Here is a 17,999-nt window from a genome sequence, read left to right as displayed (position 1 = left end):
GCGGCCACAAGGATCCGCCCGATGCGCTTCGTTTCCCGTGCCCTGGTGCTGAGCGCCCTGCTGCTCGCCAGCCCGCTCGTCGCCGCCAAGGGCGCCTGCCTGATCCAGGGCCAGCTGTCCGGCATGTCCTTCACCGACTGCAGCGAAGTCGACGCGGCCAGCCCGGACGGCGCCTACAAGATGCAGTGCGAATCCAACGCCGCCTCGATCAAGTCGGTCGGCGGCAACGCCACCGCCACCGTCAGCGGCGCCTGCCCGGCCGACCCGCAGGGCATCTGCGAGAACCCGATGGGGCGCAAGGTGCGCACCTACTACTACGGCCGCAACGCGCAGACGCTGGTGGTCACCCAGCGCAGCTGCGAAAGCGCGGGCGGCACCTGGCGCTCGCCCTGAGCGCGGCGAGCGAATCGGCCATGACCTGCGCCCTGCTGGTGATCGACGTGCAAAGCGGCCTGTTCGACGGCGAACCGCGCCCGGACGACGCCGACGCCGTGATCGCGCGCCTGAACGCGCTGATCGCGCGGGCGCGCGACGCCGGCACGCCGGTGATCTTCATACGTCACGAACGCATCGGCACCCTGCTGGAACCGGGCGCGCCCGGCTGGGCGTTCCAGGCCCAGCTCGACGTCCACGACGACGACCTGATCGTCGGCAAGACCTCGCCCGACGCCTTCCTGCGCACCTCGCTGGAAAGCCTGCTGCAGTCGCTGGACGTCGACCACCTGGTGATCGGCGGCTACGCCAGCGATTTCTGCGTCGACACCACCACCCGCCGCGCCGCCGCGCTGGGCTATCCGGTGACCCTGGCCGCCGACGCCCACACCACCCACGACAAGCCGCACCTCACCGCCGCGCGCATCCGCGAGCATCACAACGTCACCCTGTCGGACATCGTCAGCTTCGGCGTCGAGATCCGCGCGCTCGACAGCGCGCAGATCCAGTTCGAACGGCTCGAGCGGCCGACCACGCGCGGGACGCGCGGCTGACACGGGCCGACCCGGCCCATTGATTCCGACGGTACGCGCACAGCGCGTATCGGTGGCCACGCCATCGCCAGGCCGCAACCGCGCCTACTGCGGCGGCCGCTCGGTCTCTTGGTCCGGATCGTCGTGCGGCGTGAGCACGGGCGGGTGTTCCAGCGGCGGCGGCGGATTCACCGGGGCCGGGTACAGCATCGAGGCCGGCTTCATCGTGGCCAGCACCTCCTTGGTGTTGTCGTAGCGGTTGCCGCCTGCGACCAGAGGCAGGCTGTGCGGGTCCAGCGTTTTCATGATCGGTCCTTTGTGCGATGCGATGGCAGCTCGCGCGAAGCGCTGCGTGCGCGCCGCACGCCCGGAGGACGTGCGGCGCGGATCCGGGGCGATACCGCCGCGGTTTACTTCAAGATTTCGGTTTCCTTGTCCGGGCCGGGGGGCACGGGGATCGGATTGGGCAGCGGCGGCGGACGGGTGGTGTCGACCGGCGGCTTGGGCTTGACGATGGTGGTGTCGATGCCCTGGCCGCCGGCGATGCGGCGCAGGTCCTGCGTGTCGATGGACTTCATCGGTGTATTCCTTCGTTGAGTGGTAGCGGCCGCGCAACCTTGCGCGACGCGGCCGGGTTCGCGAGCGCGGCGCTGACCGCGCCGGCGACATCGGCCGTTATTCAGTTCGTAGCGGCGAGGCAAAACCCGACACGGCGCCTGCGCGCTCATGCGCCGATGCGGCCGCGCACCGAATACAGCGGTTCCAGCAGCCACTCGTACAAGCGGCGGCGCTCGCCCAGGATGTCCGCGTCCAGGCGCATGCCCGGACGCAGCGCTTCCGCCCGGCCGTAGGCCAGGATCGATTGCCGCTCCAGGGCCACGACCACGCGGTAGGCGTTCTCGCCCTGCGCCGCGTCCGCCCCGGCCGCGACCGCGCTGCGCGAGACCCGCAGCACTCGGCCGCGGTGCTGACCGAACTTCTGGTACGGGAACGCGCGGTAGCGCAACAGCACGCGATCGCCGGGCGCGACGAAGCCGATGGCGGAACTGGGCACCCACAGCTGCGCCTGCAGTTCGGAGCCGCTGGGTAGCAGGCTCAACAGCGGCTGGCCGGCCTTCACGGCCTGCCCGGGTTCGACCAGGCGGCTGGCGACCAGACCCGGCACCGGCGCCTTGATCATCAGCTCGCCGCTGGCGTCCTGCAGCAGGCGTTCGTGTTGCAGTTGCGCCAGAAGCTGCTGGTGCTCGGCGCGCTGCTGCGCGCGCTGCGCCGGCAGTTCCAGCAGGCTTTGCTGCAGTTGCGCGAGTGCGCGCTGCGACTGGCTGGCCTGGCGCTGCATCGCCTGCTGCTGGCCGACCAGTTCCAGCAGCGCCTGCTCCTGCTGCCTGAGTTGCAGCTCGCTGGCGTAGCGCTGCTCCACCACCGAACGGTAACGGCCGACGGTATCGCGGCCGATGCGCACCTGCTCGGTACGCGTGGCCAATTCGGCGCGGGTTTGCGCCTGCTCCTGGCGCAAGGCCTGGATCTGCCGCAGCAGGCCGTCGCGCTGGGCCTGCATCTGCTCGTCCTGCGCGGTGTCCAGGCGCCGCAATCCGTCCAAGCGCCGCTCGATCCCGACGCCCGCGGCGGTGTGCAGGTCGGCGCCCGCGGCGGTGATGCGCGGAATCTGCACCAGCGCCAGCGCGCTGCCCGCCGTCACGCGTTCGCCCTCCTGCGGGAACGAGCGCGCCAGCACGCCATCGGCCGGCGCCAGCACCGTGGACAGGCCCAGGTCCGGCACCAGTTCGCCGCCGACGGTGGCGCGGCGCGTGTACTGACCGAAGGCCAGGAACGCCAGGATCGTGGCCGCCAGCGCCACCGCCAGCGCCGCCAGCAGCCATAGGCGCAGCGGCTGCAGCAGCGACACCGTACCCAGCCAGCTGCCGCGCTGCGCCTGCACGGCCTCGGGCCGGAACAGATCCGCACTCATCGCGGCGCTCCCGCCGGCGCCGGCTCGCGACGCTCGGCCAGCGCCAGCACGCGCTCCTGCGGCCGGTACTCTTCGACGATGCGTCCGCGCTCCATCACTAGCACGCGGTCGGCGCTGGCGATGGTTTCGGGACGGTGCGCGATCACCACCCGTGTCAGCGCCAGGCCGGCGATGGCCTGATTGACCAGGCGCTCGCTGTGCACGTCCAAGTGACTGGTGGCTTCGTCCAGAAACAGGATGCTGGGCCGCCGATACAAGGCGCGCGCCAGCACGATGCGCTGCTTCTGCCCGCCGGACAGGCTGCTGCCCATGTCGCCGATCAGGCTGTGGTAGCCCATCGGCATGGCGACGATGTCCTCGTGCACGCAGGCCAGGCGCGCGGCCTGCTCCACCCGTGCCGGATCGGCATCCTCTTCGAAGGCGATGTTGTCGGCGATGCTGCCGGCGAACAGCTGGTCGTCCTGCATCACCACGCCCAGCGTCGCCCGATAGTCGCGCAGACCGATCGCGGCGATGTCCTGGCCGCCTACGCGCACCGTGCCTTCCTGCGGCACCGCCAAACCCAGCATCAGTTTGACCAGGGTGGTTTTGCCGCAGCCGGAGGCGCCGACGATAGCCACCGATTCGCCGGCGCCGATGCGCAGCGCGCAGTCGCGCAGCACCCAGGGTTCGCCGTCGGCATAGCGATAACCCAGGCCGTCCACCTCGATCGCGCCATCGGCCGGAACCGCCGCCTGCGCGCGCTCGCGCGCTTCGCGTTCGGGCGGCTCCAGCACGATGTCGGCCAGACGCTCGCCGTGCAGACGCAGCATGCGCAGTTCCACGCCCTTGTCGATCAGCCCGGCCACGCGCGCGGAGAACTGATCCTTGTAGCTCAGGTAGGCGATCAGCATGCCCACCGAGAACAGGTTGTCCATGGCCATGCCCGCGCCGAGCCAGATCACCAGCACGCGCTCGAAACCGAACAGCAGCTGGTTGATTCCGTTGAAGCCCAGACCCAGCCGCGCCAGCCAGACCTCGCGGTCGCTGGTCGCGTGCATCAGGTTGGCGTACGCGGCCGCGCGCCCGGCCTCGCGGCCGGCCAGCTTCAGCGATTGCAGGCCGCGCACCGACTCGAGCAGGTAGCTCTGCTGGCGCGCGCCGGCGATCAACTGGCGTTCGGTGCCGTCGCGCATCGCCGGGAACGCCGCCGTGCGCAGCGCCAGATAGGCCGCCACCGTCAGCAGGGTCACCAAGGCCAGCTTCCAGCTGTAGACCAGCAACATGACCAGGGTCGCCGCGGCCATCAGCCCGTCGATGAAGGCCTCGACGAAGCTGGTCGACAACGCGCGCTGGATGCTGTGCACCGAGCCCAGGCGCGAGATCACGTCGCCCAGGTGGCGCTTGCCGAAGTAACTCATCGGCAGCCGCAACAGGTGCCGGAACACGTTGCCGTTCCATTGCAGGCCAAGGGCGGTGGACAGGTGGACCACGGCCCACGCGCGCAGCGCGCCGATGGCGGCCTGAAACACCACGCTGGCGGCGAAGGCCAGGCCCAGGACGGCGAGCAGGTCGCGATCGGACGCGATCAGCACCTGGTCGATCACGCCCTGCATGAAAAACGGCGCGATCAGCACGAACACCTGCAAGGCCGCGGACAGGCCGAACAGCAAGGCCAGCGAGCGCCACAGGCCGCGGACCCGGCCGATCAGCTGGCGCAGCGGCAGCGCGGGCGGCGCGGGCGCGCGTTCGAAGGCTACGCCTGGGCTCAGTTCCAGCGCCACGCCGGTGAAGTGGCGCGAGACTTCCGCGCGCGTGAGGCTGCGTTCGCCCAGCGCCGGGTCGAGCACGCTCACGCGCTCGCCGCGCACTCGCGTCAGCACCACGAAATGGTTCAGATCCCAATGCAGGATGCAGGGCATACGCAGACGCTGCAGCTCGTCCAGCTCCAGGCGCAGCGGCCGGCCCTGCAGGCCCAGTTGCGCGGCGGTGTCGATCAGCTGGCCCAGATGCGCGCCTTTGAGCGACATGGGGTAACGCCGGCGCAATTCGCGCAGGCCCACGGCGTAGCCGTGATGGGCGGCGATCATCGCCAGACAGGCCAGGCCGCACTCGGCGGCTTCGGATTGGACGATGGCGCGCTTGGCGTTCATGCGGCGGGAGCCCGCGATTGAGGCGACGAACGAAGATCGCAACGGGCGGCCGCGACGGCCGCCCGCTGCGTGCGGGCTTACAGCGCGTACACCGGACCGGGCTGCGTCGGCGGCCACGGCGACGGTTGCGGACGCGGGAACGGGAACGGCGGGCGGGGGTCGGTGCAGGTGCCTCCGGTTGCCGGATCGGTGATCACGCCGCCGGCGACGGCGTCCAGCTGTTTGCGATCGAGTTCTTTCATGATCCGGCGCCTCACTTCTTATCGATGATGATCACTTCCGGCAGGCGCACCGTGTCGGTGGGCGGCGGATTCTGCGGCTTGACGATACGGATGGTGTCCTGGTCGCCGCCGCCGGCGACTTGCTGCAGCTGTTGCGGATGAAGGGTGTGCATCGTTGGCTCCTTGCTGGATGAGGGTGCGTTCCTTGCGCGGGGTGACCGGGTCGCGTCCCTGCGTCCGCGGCCGTACCGATGTCAGCGCGCGCTCAGCGTTGCCGACGTCGGCGGGGTTTGGACCGGCGCGCCGCCGTCGCGCGGCGCCGGCTTGAGCACATGGCCGGGGTCGGTGCAGTCGCGCCCTTGTTCGTCCACGCCGCGGCCGCCGCCGACGGCCGCCCGGTGTTGCGGTTCCAGTACTCGCATCGTCTTGTCTCCGGTGAGGTGGTGCGGCGCCGATCGCCGGCCCGTGATCCCTAGTTCGTAAGGCCGGGCGAAAACCCGACACCGGCATGCGACCCGATAGCGGCCGGCGTATGCTGGCCGCACCAAGGACAGGTACGGGGGCGCGATGACGGATCCGCAGACCCGGGGCGAGGTCACCGCCCTGCTGCAGGCTTCGCGCGCGGGCGACGCGCAGGCGCGCGACGCGCTGTACCGCCTGGTCTACGGCGAACTCAAAGGCATCGCCCTGCGCCACCTGGCGACGATGGGCCGACCGCTCGTGGATCCCACCGAGCTGGTCCACGAGGCGCTGCTGCGCCTGCTGGGCGACCGCGTCGACGCGCAAAATCGCCAGCACTTCTTCCGCATCGCGGCCACCGCGATCCGCTACACCCTGATCGACCTGATCCGCCAGCGCCAGGCCGAGAAACGCGGCGGCGGCGCGATCATCACCCGCTTCGACGAAGCCCTGGAGCGGGCTCCGGAAGGGGCCCTGCCCGAGCAGCGCTGGCTGGAGGTGGAAGCGGCGCTGGCCGCTTTCGAAGGCCCTTATCCGCGCCAGTGCCGCACGATCGAACTGGCCTACCTGGTGGGTTTGAAGCAGCACGAGATCGCCGACGCGCTGGCGGTCAACGTGCGCACGGTGGAACGCGATCTGCGTTTCGCCAAAGCCTGGCTGCGCGAGGAGCTGGACCGATGACGCCCGAACAGCATGCCCGCATCGAGCAGCGCTTCCAGGAGGCGCTGACCCTGACCGCCGACCAGCGCTCCGATTTTCTCCAGCGCAACGAGCCCGACCCGCAGGTGCGCGCGGCGGTGGAGCGGCTGCTCGCGCACTGCGCGACCGAAGGCCGCACCGACCCCGTGCTGGGCCGACTGGCGGAGGCCTTGCACACCGCCGCGCCGATGCCGCCGCACGCCATCGGCGCCTACCGCCTGCTGCGCGAACTGGGCAGCGGCGGCATGGGCACGGTGTATCTGGCCGAGCGCGAGGCCGGCGACGGCGTGCAGCGGGTCGCGCTGAAACTGCTGCACGGAGCCTGCGGCGACACCGCGCGACGGCGCATGGCGCGCGAACGCGGCCTGCTGGCCAGCCTCGACCATCCGCTGATCGCCCGCCACATCGACGGCGGCACCAGCGCGCAGGGCCAGCCCTATCTGGTCATGGACTACATCGACGGGGCACCGCTGCACGAGCATCTGGCGCGCTCGCCCGGCAGCCTGCGCGAACGGCTGCAGTTGTTTTTGCGCTTGTGCGCGGCGGTCGACCATGCGCACCGGCGGCTGGTGCTGCACCGCGACCTCAAGCCTTCCAACGTGATCGTGCGCGGCGACGGCGCGCCGGTGCTGCTGGACTTCGGCATCGCCACGCTCATCGACGGCGGCGACGGCCCCGCGCACACCGTGACCGTGGCCTTCACCCCGGGCTACGGCGCGCCCGAGCAGCGACGCGGCGACCCGGCAACCACCGCCACCGACGTGTTCGGCCTGGGCGTCCTGTTGTTCGACCTGATCACCGGCCGGCGCTTGTCGCAACTGCGCGGACCCGACGCGGCGGTGCCCGCGCCGAGCGTCAGCGTGGAAGCGACGGCACTGCGACGGGCCTTGCGCGGCGACCTCGACCGCATCGTCCTGACCGCCTGCGCCGAAGACCCCGGCGAGCGTTATCCCAGCGCGGTCGCGCTGGCCGACGACGTACAGCGTCACCTCGACGGCCAGCCGGTCGTCGCCGCGCACGGCGGCGCCGTCTACCGCCTGCGCAAGTTCGTCGGCCGCCATCGCCTGGCCACCGCCGCCAGTCTGCTCGCGATGCTGGTGGCCAGCGGCCTGGTCTGGCGCCTGGACAACGAGCGCGACCGCGCCGTCGCCGCCGAACATACCGCGCAGGCCGCGCGCGCGCGCGCCGAGCGCGAGGCGCAATACACCGAGGCGTCGCGCAAATTCCTGGAATCGGTGTTGGCCGAAACCGCGCCCGACGCCGTGCGCGGCGCGCCGGTCAGCGTATCGGCCCTGCTCGCGCGCGCCGCCGACAAATTGCAGGCCGATACGCGCCAAGACCCGCGCACGCGCGCGATCGCCTGGCTGACCATCGCCGAGGTGCAGGAAGCCATCCGCGATCCCCAGGCCAGCCTGCGCGCCGTCGACGCGGCCGACGCGGCGATCGTGCGTCTGGATCGCGACGACCCTGAACTGCGCGCGCGCCTGCTCAGCGCGCGCGGCTCCGCCCTGCAAGGCATGGAGCGGCCGGAGCAGGCGATGGCCACGCACCGCGAACTGCTCGCGCTGCGCGAGCGCCAGGGCGCCGACGCCACCACCCTGGCGCAGGCCTACGTGGACTACATCGCGTCGGCCCTGCAGGCCGCCCAGGACCAGGAAGTCGAGCGCGCGGTCCGCCGCGCCACGGCGATCCTGGACGCCGGCGGCGAAGCCGCGCCGGAGCTGCGCCTGGAGCTGACGATCGCCTCGATCGCGCCGGCGTTGGCGGCCGACGATCTGCCGCGCGCCGAACGCCAGTTGCTACGCGCACGCGCGCTGGCCGCGCCGGTCTGGCCGGCCGACCATCCAAGCCGGCTGGTCCTGCACCGTCTGGCCGGACAGCTGCGCAGCGAACAACTGCGCCTCGACGAAGCCCTGCGCGAAGCCCAGGAAGGCCTGCGCATCGCGCGTAGCGCCTACGGCGAACGCAGCCGCAACACCATGGAAATGGAAAGCGAGCTGGGCGACATCTACCACCAGATGGGCCGGCTGCAGGAAGCGGTGGAGCATTCCGAGCGCGCTCTGCGCATCGGTATCGACCTGGGCCTGGATCCGCGCCTGCTGGCCAAGCTGCAGATCGCGCTGGCCTCGGTGTACGGCGAAAGCATGGGCGAGCCGGTGCGCGCGATCGAACTGCTGGACCAGGCGCTGCAGTGGATGCAGGCCTACGGCGACGAGCCGGACCTGCAGCCCTGGCGGATGCGCGCGCTCAACGTGCGCGCCATGTCCCAGGTCGCGCTCAAGCGCGATGCCGCCGCGATGCCGGACTACGAAGCGGCGTTGGCGCTGGCGCGCACCCACGCCGACCCCAAACAGCTGATCAGCATCCAACTGCGCATGGTCCGTCCGCTGATCCGAGAGCGCCGCTACCAACGCGCGCAACAGCTGCTGGACGAGTCCGAGCGCCGGATCGCCGAGGGCCCGCCCGAGCACAAGAACTTCGAGCCCGGCCTGCTCGCGCTCAAGGCCGATCTGGCGTTCAAGCGCGGCGACCTGGCCGCGGCCTCGCGGCAGGTCAGGCGCGCCTTGGCCGCGGCCGCGGCCAGCCCGGCCTACGACCCGCTGATGATCGCCAACGTGCAGCTGATGGCGGCCGAGATCGCCCATGCCCGCGGCGAGCGCCAGTCCGCGCGCGACCTGCTCAAGCACGCCACCGCGGCCTACGACGCCGGCCTGCCGCCCGGCGCGATCCAGCGCGTGCGCGCCGAACAGCTGCGGCGCAAGCTCAGCGGTTGAGTGCCGCAGCGAGCATGGCGGGCCGCTGGCGCGGCGCTGGGCGTACGGCCGGTTCGGTCGCCGCATGCCGGCGACCGCAACACCGCGCTGCGCTGAGGGTTGCCGGCTACTCGCTGGCGCGCACCGCCGGCAATCCGTTCGAACGCAGCTGCGCGTAGACGCTGCGGTTGCGATCGAGCTCGCCCAGGCTGGACAGGCCGCCGAGCACCAAGCGGCCGTCGCGCACGCTGACCCCGCGGAACGGGTTGTCGGTGTACAGATTGGAGCCTTGCAGATAGTCGATGCCGGGCTCGGCGTTGGGGTTGTCGATGCGGTAACCCAGCTGCCCCATCAGGGCGTGGCCGAGGCCGTAGTGGCTGATCCAGCCACCGTTGCCAGGCGGCAACCGATCGACCAGGCCGCGGCTGCGCACCAGCACCGGCACCCGCGCGACCTGCGGGGTGAGCACGTTGTGGCCCCACACGCCGCCCTCGCCCAGCATCTGGCCGTGGTCGGAGGTGACTACGAACACGCCCTTGCCGGGCAGGCGTTCGAAGCGCCGGTACAGCTGCGCGGTCAACGCGTCCTGGTAGAGCAGCGAATTGTCGTAGGCGTTGCGTTGGCGGGTCGCGAACGGCAGGGTCGCCGCGGTCGGCCAGCGCGCGTAACGCTGGCCGTGCTGGGCGTAGTTCTTCTCGTAGGGCAGATGCGCCGAGCGCAACATCATCACCACGAAGTTGCGCGTGCCCGGGGTGATCCGCTTGGCCATGTCCAGCACCGCGTCGTCGCGCGCCTCGATCACCCGCTTGGTGTCGGTATCGCGCGTGCGCACCACGTCGATGCTGGCCACGTCGAGTTCGTTGAGCAGGTTGCCGCTCTGCGTGGACAGCCAGTAGGTGCGGTAGCCGGCGCGTTTGGCCAGGCGCATCAGGTTGGTCTGGTAGGAACGCTGCTGTCCCAGGTTGCCGGGCTCGCGAACGCCGTTGATCAGCAGCGCCAGCGAGGCCGAGGTCGCGGTGGCGCCGGCGATGCCGTGGTGCCAGCGCGCCTGGCCGTCGCGCACCCATTGCGACATCGTCGGGGTGGTGTCGCGCGCGTAGCCGGTCAGGCCCCAGTGATCGCTGCGGGTGGAATCGAAGATCACCAGCCACACGTTCTGCGGCAGGTCCTGCTCGGCGACCGGCACGCGCGCGACCCGATAGGGCTGGTACTGCAGGTCGTAGGACTGCACCGATTTACCGACCAGATTCACCGCGTAGAAGCTGAAGGTATTGATCGAGTTGTGCAGCGAGCTGCGCGCGGGCGCCGGCATGTACTGCGGCATCGCGCGCTGGCTGGCCTTGTAGGGCTTGGTCGCCAGCACCAGGGCCAGCACCAGCAGCGCGATCGGCGCGCGCGGCAGCGGCAGGCGCGGCAGGCCCAGGTTGTAGAGCGCGAACAGCAGCGCATAGGGCAGGGCGCCGGTCAGCAGGGTCGGCCAGTGCGCGCGCGCGCCCGCCAACGTGGCCTCGGCGATGTCCGGGGTCTCGCGCGGAATCATCGCCAGGTCCACCGGCGTCAGCGGCCGGCCCATCGCGGCAATGTGGCACAGCTGCAATAACTGCATCAGCGCGAACACGCTCAGCAGCGCGTTGGCCGCCCAACGGCGGCCGCCCAGCCACAGGCACAGGTGCATGAAGAACAGGCCCAGCACCCACGGCAGTTGCAGGCGCGCCAGGTTATGCGGGCTGGTGAGCTGCTGCAGGAAGTCGTCGCTGAGCATCAGCGCCGTGCTCAGGCCGGCGACCGCGGTCAGGCTCGCCCAAGGCCCGAGCCGGACCCGCCAGCCCGGTCCAGGAGCGGGCGCTATCGCGGTCGCGCCGATCTTCATGTCGCCACTCTCCAAACCCAAGTGGCGTTGGAAGGTAAGTAGGTGATTTCACCTACGCGTTAAGGAATTGCTGGCCCACATAGAAAGGGCACATGAAGTGCGCTGTTGCTTGCAGTGATGTGTGCGCCGTAGGCGCCGAGCCTTAACGAGGATTCAGCCGCTGCCGATGCGGCGCATGCCTGCGAGCGCAGCTAAGCCTCTGACCCAGATGAACTTCGCGAATCTGCGGCCAGCGGCCGACGGCTTCGGCTTATGATCGCGCCAACTATTTTCACATTTTCGTCACATTGGCGATCCAGCGGCCAGCCGCGGAACGTCGCCCGCGATGCTAGCGTCGCGACCGATCACGCGACCGGAACCCCTGATGCGCATCGCCGCCGCCGCTGCCCTGCTCGTGTTCGCACTGACCGCCTGCCAGCGCGCGCCCGAGAGCGCCGGTGAGGGCTACGACGAGTCGGCCGCGGCCGATGCGCGCCGGATCGAGGCCGACGTGCGCTATCTCGCCGACGATCTGCTTGAAGGCCGCGAGACCGGCAGCCGCGGCCACGACCTGGCCGCGTTGTACGTGGCCCAGCGCCTGCGCGCGATGGGCCTGCGTCCGGCCGGCGAGAACGGCGGCTACACCCAGCGCGTGCCGCTGCTGCGCGCGCAACGCCTGCCCGAGGGCAACGAACTGGTGATCGAACGCAACGGCGCCACCACCGCGCTGCGCTTTCGCGATCAGTTCCTGCCGCTGCTCAATTTCGACCTGCCGCAGGCGCGGGTGGAGGCGCCGGCGGTGTTCGTGGCTCAGGCGGTGCATGCGCCCGAGTTGGGGCACGACGATTTCGCCGGCCTGGAGGTGCGCGGCAAGATCGCGGTGCTGTTCGGCGGTGCGCCGGCGCGCTTCGCGCCCGACCAGCGCGCGTTCTATTCCAGCACCGACGAGAAGCTGCGCGCGCTGGCCGAACGCGGCGCGGTCGGCGCGGTGTTCGTGGCCACCACCGGCGACGAACAGACCTATCCCTGGGCACGCTCGGCCGAGGACTGGCAGCGACCGGGCATGCGCCTGCGCGGCGCCGACGGCCGCGCGATCGACAGCACACCGCAGCTGCAGGTGGTGGCGCGGGTCAGCGCGGCGGTGGCCGACGTGCTGCTGGCCGGCAGCGGCCATACCGCAGCCGAGCTCTACCAGGCCACCGACGCCGGTCGCCTGCGCGGCTACGCGCTGCCCGGCCGCATCGTGCTGGCCGCGCGCAACCGCATCGCGCCGCTGGAATCGCGCAACGTGGTCGCGCGCCTGCCCGGCCGCGACCGCGCCCTGACCGACGAGCACGTGGTGTTCAGCGCCCACCTCGACCACGTCGGCCTGGGCCCGCCGGTGGACGGCGATGCGATCTACAACGGCGCGATCGACAATGCCCTGGGCGTGGCGGTGATGCTGGAGGCCGCGCGCAAAGTGGCCGCCGCGCCGAATGCGCCGCGCCGCTCGATGCTGTTCGTCGCGGTCACCGGCGAGGAGCAGGGCCTGCTGGGCGCGCAATGGTTCGTCCGGCACCCGACCGTGCCCGGCGCGCTGGTGGCCAACCTCAATCTGGACATGCCGCTGCTGCTGACGCCGACCCGCGACGTGGTGCCGATCGGAATCGAGCACTCCAGCCTGGCGCCGCTGCTGCGCCAGGCCGCTCAGGACACCGGCGTGAAACTGTCGGCGGACCCGGCGCCGGAGCTGAGCATGTTCGTGCGCAGCGACCAATACGCCTTCATCCGCGCTGGCGTGCCCGCGGTCTATCTCAACGGCGGCATCGAGGGCGCAGGGCTGGGCGACGATCCGCGCGCGGCCCAACGCGGGTACCTGCGCCTGCGCTATCACCAGCCCAGCGACGACACCCGTCAGCCCATCCACTACGCCGACGCCGCGCGCCTGGCCCGGCTCAACGCGCGCCTGGGCCAGCTGATCGGCGACGCGCCGCAGCGCCCGGTCTGGAATGATGGCGACTTCTTCGGCCGGCGCTTCGGTGCCGGCGCACAACCAGGGAAGACGAATGCGCATTGAGCCTGCTCACCGACTCGCACCGCTGCTGCGCTGGCCGTTCCTGCTGGCGCTGGGGTTGCTGATCCTCAACGATGCGGTGCTCAAGAGCGCCTGGCATAACGCCTTCACCGGAAAGCTCTCGGACTTCGCCGGCGTGTTCGCGTTCGCCTACTTCTGGGCGGTGGCGATCGGGCGTGGGCGCATGGCGGTGCATGTCGCGGTGGGGCTGGCGTTCGTGTGGTGGAAGTCGTCGTGGTCGACCTCGGCGATAGACGCCTGGAATGGCTTGCCGCTGTTCGATGTGGCACGCGTGGTCGACTACGGCGATCTGTGGGCCCTGGCTGTACTGCCGTTGTCGTGGTGGTGCTTGGCACGAGGCGCGCAGCCGAATCCTCGCGACGGCGTTACGCCGGCCTGGCCCCAGTTGGCGGTCGCGGCCATCGCGCTGGTGGCGTTTACGGCGACCAGCCGCCCGTTGACGACGATGACGATCAAGGGCGGCGTCGTGTACCTGGTGCCGCTGTCACCGGAGCAGATGCTGCAGCGCTCACGCGACTATCTCTACGATGAGCGACACGATCCGGAGCTTTATCCGGTAGGGTTCGACTGGTCGGACTGCGCGGTCACGGCCGAGTTCGAACTGCACAGCGCCGACGCCATGACACAGATGACCCTGCGTAAGTTCACCAGCCGCAGCTGCGACATACGCGATGCCAAGCCCGCCGAACTGTTCCTGGCGATGCAACCGGAACTGCGCTCGCGCCTGGGCGCGCGGCTGCTGCAACCCTACGCCATGCCCAATCACACAGAGCTCGAAGCCCGATACGGCGGTCCGCCGAGATGTTGCGAGGCTGATGAGGAAGTCGAAGCAGCGAAACCGTAGGATGCGGTGAGCGCAGCGAACCGCATCGGCGCGCATGCTCGCATTGGCGTTGCCGTGCGGTTCGCTGGGCTCACCACACCCTACGCGGCGCTGACGCAACGACAGCGCGCCGTCCCTATACTCAAGCCATGAAAACACTGGGCCTGCTGGGCGGGATGAGTTGGGAATCGACGGTTCCCTATTACCGCCAGATCAACGAGACCGTGAAGGAACGCCTGGGCGGCCTGCATTCGGCGCGGCTGTTGCTGTACAGCGTGGACTTCGCCGACATCGAACGCCTGCAGCATGCCGGCGACTGGGAGCAGGCCGGGCGCGTGCTCGGCGAGGCCGCGCGCGGTCTGCGCCTGGGCGGCGCGGAGCTGCTGGTGATCTGCACCAACACCATGCACAAGGTGGCCGCGCAGGTCGAAGCGATCTCGGGCCTGTCGCTGCTGCACATCGCCGACCCCACCGGCGCGGCGATCCGCGCCGCCGGTCTGCGGCGCGTCGCCCTGCTGGGCACGCGCTTCACCATGGAGCAGGACTTCTACCGCCAGCGCCTGAGCGAACGCCACGGCCTGGAGGTGCTGGTGCCGGATGCGGACGAACGCGAACGCGTGCATCGGGTGATCTACGACGAGCTGTGCCTGGGCACGATCCGCGAGGCCTCGCGCCAGACCTACCGCGAGATCATCGCCGGGCTGGTCGCGCGCGGCGCGCAGGGCGTGATCCTGGGGTGCACCGAGATCGGCCTGCTGATCGGGCCCGACGATGTCGCGGTGCCGGTGTTCGACACCGCGGCCCTGCATGCGCGCGCGGCGGCGTTGGCGGCGATCGAGTAAGGGAGCGGCGCGGGCGTTCGGCTTGGCGCGATGATGCGGTTCGCTGCGCTCACCGCATCCTACGAATGCGCATGCCTACGAGGTCGACCGTAGGATGTGGTGAGCGCAGCGAACCGCATCGCCACCATCGACACCATCAACGCGCCGGCAGCGGCAGCCCGCGGAACGCCTTGACCGTGCGCAGCACGAAGCTGGAGTTCACGTCGGCCACGCCGGCCTGGTTGAGCAGGCGGTCGAGCAGGAAGTGCGAGAAGTGCTCCAGGTCGCGCACCGCGACCAGCAGCAGATAGTCCATGTCGCCGGTCAGCGCGTGGCAGGTGACCACCTCGTCCCATTCGTTGACGAAACGGCGGAACAGCTCCAGCGCGTCGGTGTCGTGGTGGTTGAGCTGCACGCGCACGAAGGCCTGCAGGCCCAGGCCGATGCGCTCGGGGTCGACTTCGGCGCGGTAGCCGGCGATCACGCCCTCGCGCTCCAGGCGCTGGACCCGGCGTAGGCAGGCCGAGGCCGACAGGTGCACGCGCTCGGCCAGCTCGGCGTTGGTCTGGCGGCCCTGGCGCTGGAGTTCGGCCAGCAGCAACAGGTCGGTGCGATCCAGCTCGATGGCGGGCATATTCGTGCAACCAAATCGTTAAACACGCAATAATCATGCGCCGTAACCGAGTTCTAGCGCAACAACGCAAGCTTATTGCGCGAATCCGGGGCTACAGTCCTAAGTCGAGCCGCGATCCAACGAATCGCGGATCCACCCGGAATCCCGCCATGAACGACACCACGCCGCAGCGCGTCGAACACCAGCTCACCGACAAGGGCTACGTGCCGGTCTATACGACCGCCGTGGTGGAGCAGCCGTGGTCGAGCTATACCGCCGGCGACCATGCGGTGTGGGCGCAGCTGTTCGAGCGCCAGCAGCGGATCCTGGTCGGCCGGGCCAGCGACGAGTTCCTGACCGCGCAGCGCGCCATGCACATGACGCCCGACCGCATCCCCAAGTTCGAAGACCTCAACGCGGTGCTGCGCACCGCCACCGGTTGGGAGCTGGTCGGCGTGGAAGGCCTGCTGCCGGAACTGACCTTCTTCGATCACCTCGCCAACCGCCGCTTCCCGGTGACCTGGTGGATCCGCAAGCCCGAGCAGATTGACTACCTCAGCGAGCCCGACCTGTTCCACGACCTGTTCGGTCACGTGCCGCTGCTGATGAACCCGGTGTTCGCCGACTACATGCAGGCCTACGGCCGCGGCGGCGTGAAAGCGCACGCGATCGGGCCCGACGCCCTGGTCAACCTGACCCGCCTGTACTGGTACACGGTGGAATTCGGCCTGATCAAGCAGGCCGACGGCCTGCGCATCTACGGCAGCGGCATCGTCTCGTCCAAGGGCGAGTCGATCTACTGCCTGGACTCCGACGCGCCCAACCGCATCGGCTTCGATCTGGAGCGGATCATGCGCACGCGCTACCGCATCGACACCTACCAGAAGACCTACTTCGTGATCGACAGCTTCGAGCAGCTGATGGACGCGACCGCGCCGGACTTCACCCCGCTGTACACGCAGCTCGCCGCGCAGGGTTCGGTGCCGGCCGGCGAGGTGCTGGCCGGCGACACCGTCTACCACCGCGGCACCGGCGAAGGCTGGCTCAACGACGGCGACGTCTGAGCGGGCGCGCTCACGGCGCGCCCTGCCCCAGTCGAACGGCGCTCAGCCCCGCGCCGCGAGCGCCAACGGCGCCGGCCGTTGCGAGCCTTCGGCCGCCGCCGACAGCTGTCGCGCCAACGCACGCGCCGCCACGCGCAGCTCCGGCACCGCGGTGATCTCCCACAAGCGCCCGCGCAGCAGCGGCCCCAGGCAGTACAGGCCGCGCACCGGCGCGCCGTTCGCGTCCAGGGCTTCGTAGCGCTCGGAGGCGTTGAGGCCCAGGCCCAGGGGATCGGCGCTGATCAGGCTGGATTCGCGCAGGTGCGCGATCAGCGGATGGGTGGTGCGTTCGATGTCGGTGTCGAAGCCGGTGGCGCGGATCAGCACGTCGTAGGTCTCGCTGCGCACCTGGGCCTGGCCGCGCTCGCGGATCAGCGCCTCGACCGCGTCGGTGCCGCGGCGCGCGCGCAGCAGCCGCCCCGCGCGCACGGTGAGCTGGCCGCTGACCTGCAGCGCGTCCAGTTCGGCCGCGACCGGCGGCGCCAGGCGGTGGCGCACGCTCTCCCAGTACGAACGCAGGTGGCGCAGGAAGCGCGCGCGCTGCGGCTCCGGCAGGCCGCGCCAGAATCCCTGCAGATACGGACGCAGCGCGTCGATCAGGCTGCGCCAGTCGGACACGATCGGCAGCAGCATGCGCAGCGAGCGCAGCAGCTGACCCAGGTCGTGCGCGTTCAAGGCCTGCAGCACGGTCGGCGGCAAGGCGATCGGCGCGCTGGCCTCGTCCAGATGCCGGCGCGGCAGCAGGCCATGGCGCGACAGCGCCGCGATCGGCCCGGTGTGGCCGCGCCGGCGCAGGGTCGCGACCACATCGGCCATGGTCAATCCGGTGCCGACCACCAGCAGGCGCGCGTCCGGGGCGATGCGGTCGATCGCGCCGTCCTGCCAGGGCCAGCCCAGATAGCTGGGATGCACCGCCAGACGCGGGCCCACGCCCGCCAGCGGCTGCGGCGGCAGCGCGCCCAAGGTCAGCACCACGCGCTCGCTGAAGAAATCGCTGCCGTCGGCCAGATGCACGCGGAAACCGCCGGGGTTGCGTTCGACCGCGATCGCCTCCTGTTCGACCAGGTGCAACGTGGCGGCGCTGGTGTCGGCGGCCGAGCGCAGGCGCGCATGCAGGTATTCGCCGTATAGCAGCCGCGGCAGGAAGCTCTGGCGCGCGCGCTCGGTGAGATTGAGCCAATCGGCGAACTCGGCCGGATAGTCCGGCGTCGCGCCCAGGTCGCGCGCGCGCACGTTGAGCAGATGCTCCGGTCGTGCCTCGCCGTAGGCCACACCGCGGCCGTAGCTGTCGGCCACGCCGACCAAGGTGATGTCGACGCCGGGACCGGCCTGCGCCGCCAGTTCGCTCGCCAGGGCGCTGCCGCTGAAGCCGGCGCCGATGATCGTGATCCGCATGCGCATCGCCTCACGTGGGGGGAGGCTACGTTCTAGTGGATCGCGCCGGCGGGTGGGTAAAGCGCGGGTTATTTGGGCGGGCCGCTCACCCAACGAAATGGCACAGGCACATAGCCGAACGGA

The 17,999-nt window shown here is 70.5% G+C and carries 18 protein-coding genes; 8 read left to right on the top strand and 10 right to left on the bottom strand.

Annotation, left to right across the window (positions count from 1 at the left end; translation table 11 throughout):
• Nucleotides 1–21 precede the first annotated feature (21 nt).
• Together ASE35_RS16430 and ASE35_RS16425 are read left to right on the top strand one after the other, a co-directional pair.
• The gene (locus ASE35_RS16430) at nt 22–393 is read left to right on the top strand and encodes a hypothetical protein (protein WP_057161644.1); all 372 of its coding nucleotides are present in this window, start codon (nt 22–24) and stop codon (nt 391–393) included.
• A gap of 20 nt (nt 394–413) precedes the next feature.
• On the top strand, nt 414–986 hold the full coding sequence (locus ASE35_RS16425) for a cysteine hydrolase family protein (RefSeq protein WP_056177324.1): 573 nt from the start codon (nt 414–416) through the stop codon (nt 984–986).
• An 84-nt stretch (nt 987–1,070) separates the two neighbouring features.
• Here the strand turns inward: ASE35_RS16425 and ASE35_RS16420 are convergent, their stop codons facing one another.
• The 7 genes from ASE35_RS16420 to ASE35_RS21340 all read right to left on the bottom strand — a co-directional run bounded on the left by ASE35_RS16420 (nt 1,071) and on the right by ASE35_RS21340 (nt 5,709).
• Entirely contained in the window at nt 1,071–1,271 is a 201-nt protein-coding gene (locus ASE35_RS16420; RefSeq protein ID WP_056177326.1) for a hypothetical protein, read from the bottom strand.
• A 104-nt stretch (nt 1,272–1,375) separates the two neighbouring features.
• Complete coding sequence (locus ASE35_RS21355; protein ID WP_157489525.1) at nt 1,376–1,543, bottom strand: hypothetical protein; 168 nt, start codon at nt 1,541–1,543, stop codon at nt 1,376–1,378.
• A gap of 146 nt (nt 1,544–1,689) precedes the next feature.
• Entirely contained in the window at nt 1,690–2,934 is a 1,245-nt protein-coding gene (locus tag ASE35_RS16415; RefSeq protein WP_057164516.1) for an HlyD family efflux transporter periplasmic adaptor subunit, read from the bottom strand.
• Nucleotides 2,931–5,066, bottom strand: a complete 2,136-nt coding sequence (locus tag ASE35_RS16410; protein WP_057164515.1) for a peptidase domain-containing ABC transporter — start codon at nt 5,064–5,066, stop codon at nt 2,931–2,933. The genes ASE35_RS16415 and ASE35_RS16410 overlap by 4 nt, the downstream gene beginning before the upstream one ends.
• Before the next feature lie 77 nt (nt 5,067–5,143).
• Complete coding sequence (locus ASE35_RS21350) at nt 5,144–5,308, bottom strand: hypothetical protein (protein WP_157489524.1); 165 nt, start codon at nt 5,306–5,308, stop codon at nt 5,144–5,146.
• Between the two features lie 11 nt (nt 5,309–5,319).
• Nucleotides 5,320–5,460, bottom strand: coding sequence for a hypothetical protein (locus ASE35_RS21345; RefSeq protein WP_157489523.1), 141 nt, complete (start codon nt 5,458–5,460; stop codon nt 5,320–5,322).
• Nucleotides 5,461–5,541: 81 nt separating this feature from the next.
• A complete protein-coding gene (locus ASE35_RS21340) occupies nt 5,542–5,709 on the bottom strand; it encodes a hypothetical protein (RefSeq protein ID WP_157489522.1) in 168 nt (55 codons plus the stop codon).
• A gap of 145 nt (nt 5,710–5,854) precedes the next feature.
• Between ASE35_RS21340 and ASE35_RS16405 the strand changes: the two genes are divergently transcribed.
• Both ASE35_RS16405 and ASE35_RS16400 read left to right on the top strand, forming a co-directional pair.
• Nucleotides 5,855–6,427 (top strand): ECF-type sigma factor, encoded by a 573-nt coding sequence (locus tag ASE35_RS16405; protein ID WP_056177332.1) that lies wholly within the window; start codon nt 5,855–5,857, stop codon nt 6,425–6,427.
• Nucleotides 6,424–9,219 (top strand): serine/threonine-protein kinase, encoded by a 2,796-nt coding sequence (locus ASE35_RS16400; RefSeq protein ID WP_057164514.1) that lies wholly within the window; start codon nt 6,424–6,426, stop codon nt 9,217–9,219. The genes ASE35_RS16405 and ASE35_RS16400 overlap by 4 nt, the downstream gene beginning before the upstream one ends.
• Nucleotides 9,220–9,325: 106 nt before the next feature.
• On the opposite strand, the gene ASE35_RS16395 is transcribed toward ASE35_RS16400, so the two are convergent.
• A complete protein-coding gene (locus ASE35_RS16395) occupies nt 9,326–11,068 on the bottom strand; it encodes a phosphoethanolamine transferase (RefSeq protein ID WP_057164513.1) in 1,743 nt (580 codons plus the stop codon).
• Nucleotides 11,069–11,432: 364 nt separating this feature from the next.
• On the opposite strand from ASE35_RS16395, the gene ASE35_RS16390 reads away from it, so the two are divergent.
• The 3 genes from ASE35_RS16390 (at nt 11,433) to ASE35_RS16380 (ending at nt 14,786) form a co-directional block, all read left to right on the top strand.
• The gene (locus ASE35_RS16390; RefSeq protein ID WP_057164512.1) at nt 11,433–13,103 is read left to right on the top strand and encodes a M28 family metallopeptidase; all 1,671 of its coding nucleotides are present in this window, start codon (nt 11,433–11,435) and stop codon (nt 13,101–13,103) included.
• On the top strand, nt 13,093–13,965 hold the full coding sequence (locus ASE35_RS16385; protein ID WP_057164511.1) for a hypothetical protein: 873 nt from the start codon (nt 13,093–13,095) through the stop codon (nt 13,963–13,965). Before ASE35_RS16390 ends, ASE35_RS16385 begins: the two co-directional genes overlap by 11 nt.
• A gap of 128 nt (nt 13,966–14,093) precedes the next feature.
• Nucleotides 14,094–14,786, top strand: coding sequence for an aspartate/glutamate racemase family protein (locus ASE35_RS16380; RefSeq protein WP_057164510.1), 693 nt, complete (start codon nt 14,094–14,096; stop codon nt 14,784–14,786).
• A 136-nt stretch (nt 14,787–14,922) separates the two neighbouring features.
• On the opposite strand, the gene ASE35_RS16375 is transcribed toward ASE35_RS16380, so the two are convergent.
• Entirely contained in the window at nt 14,923–15,399 is a 477-nt protein-coding gene (locus ASE35_RS16375; protein ID WP_057161638.1) for an Lrp/AsnC family transcriptional regulator, read from the bottom strand.
• 149 nt (nt 15,400–15,548) lie between these two features.
• Between ASE35_RS16375 and phhA the strand changes: the two genes are divergently transcribed.
• Complete coding sequence (gene phhA / locus ASE35_RS16370) at nt 15,549–16,442, top strand: phenylalanine 4-monooxygenase (protein WP_057164509.1); 894 nt, start codon at nt 15,549–15,551, stop codon at nt 16,440–16,442.
• 42 nt (nt 16,443–16,484) lie between these two features.
• Here phhA and ASE35_RS16365 read toward each other — a convergent pair whose 3' ends face one another.
• Nucleotides 16,485–17,876 (bottom strand): FAD/NAD(P)-binding protein, encoded by a 1,392-nt coding sequence (locus ASE35_RS16365; protein WP_157489521.1) that lies wholly within the window; start codon nt 17,874–17,876, stop codon nt 16,485–16,487.
• Between the last annotated feature and the right edge of the window lie 123 nt (nt 17,877–17,999).

Origin of the sequence: Lysobacter sp. Root916, from assembly GCF_001429785.1 — a bacterium.
Classification (GTDB): domain Bacteria; phylum Pseudomonadota; class Gammaproteobacteria; order Xanthomonadales; family Xanthomonadaceae; genus Lysobacter.
The sequence above is the reverse complement of the archived record's forward strand: the minus strand, read 5'-3'. Positions and strand labels throughout refer to the sequence as shown.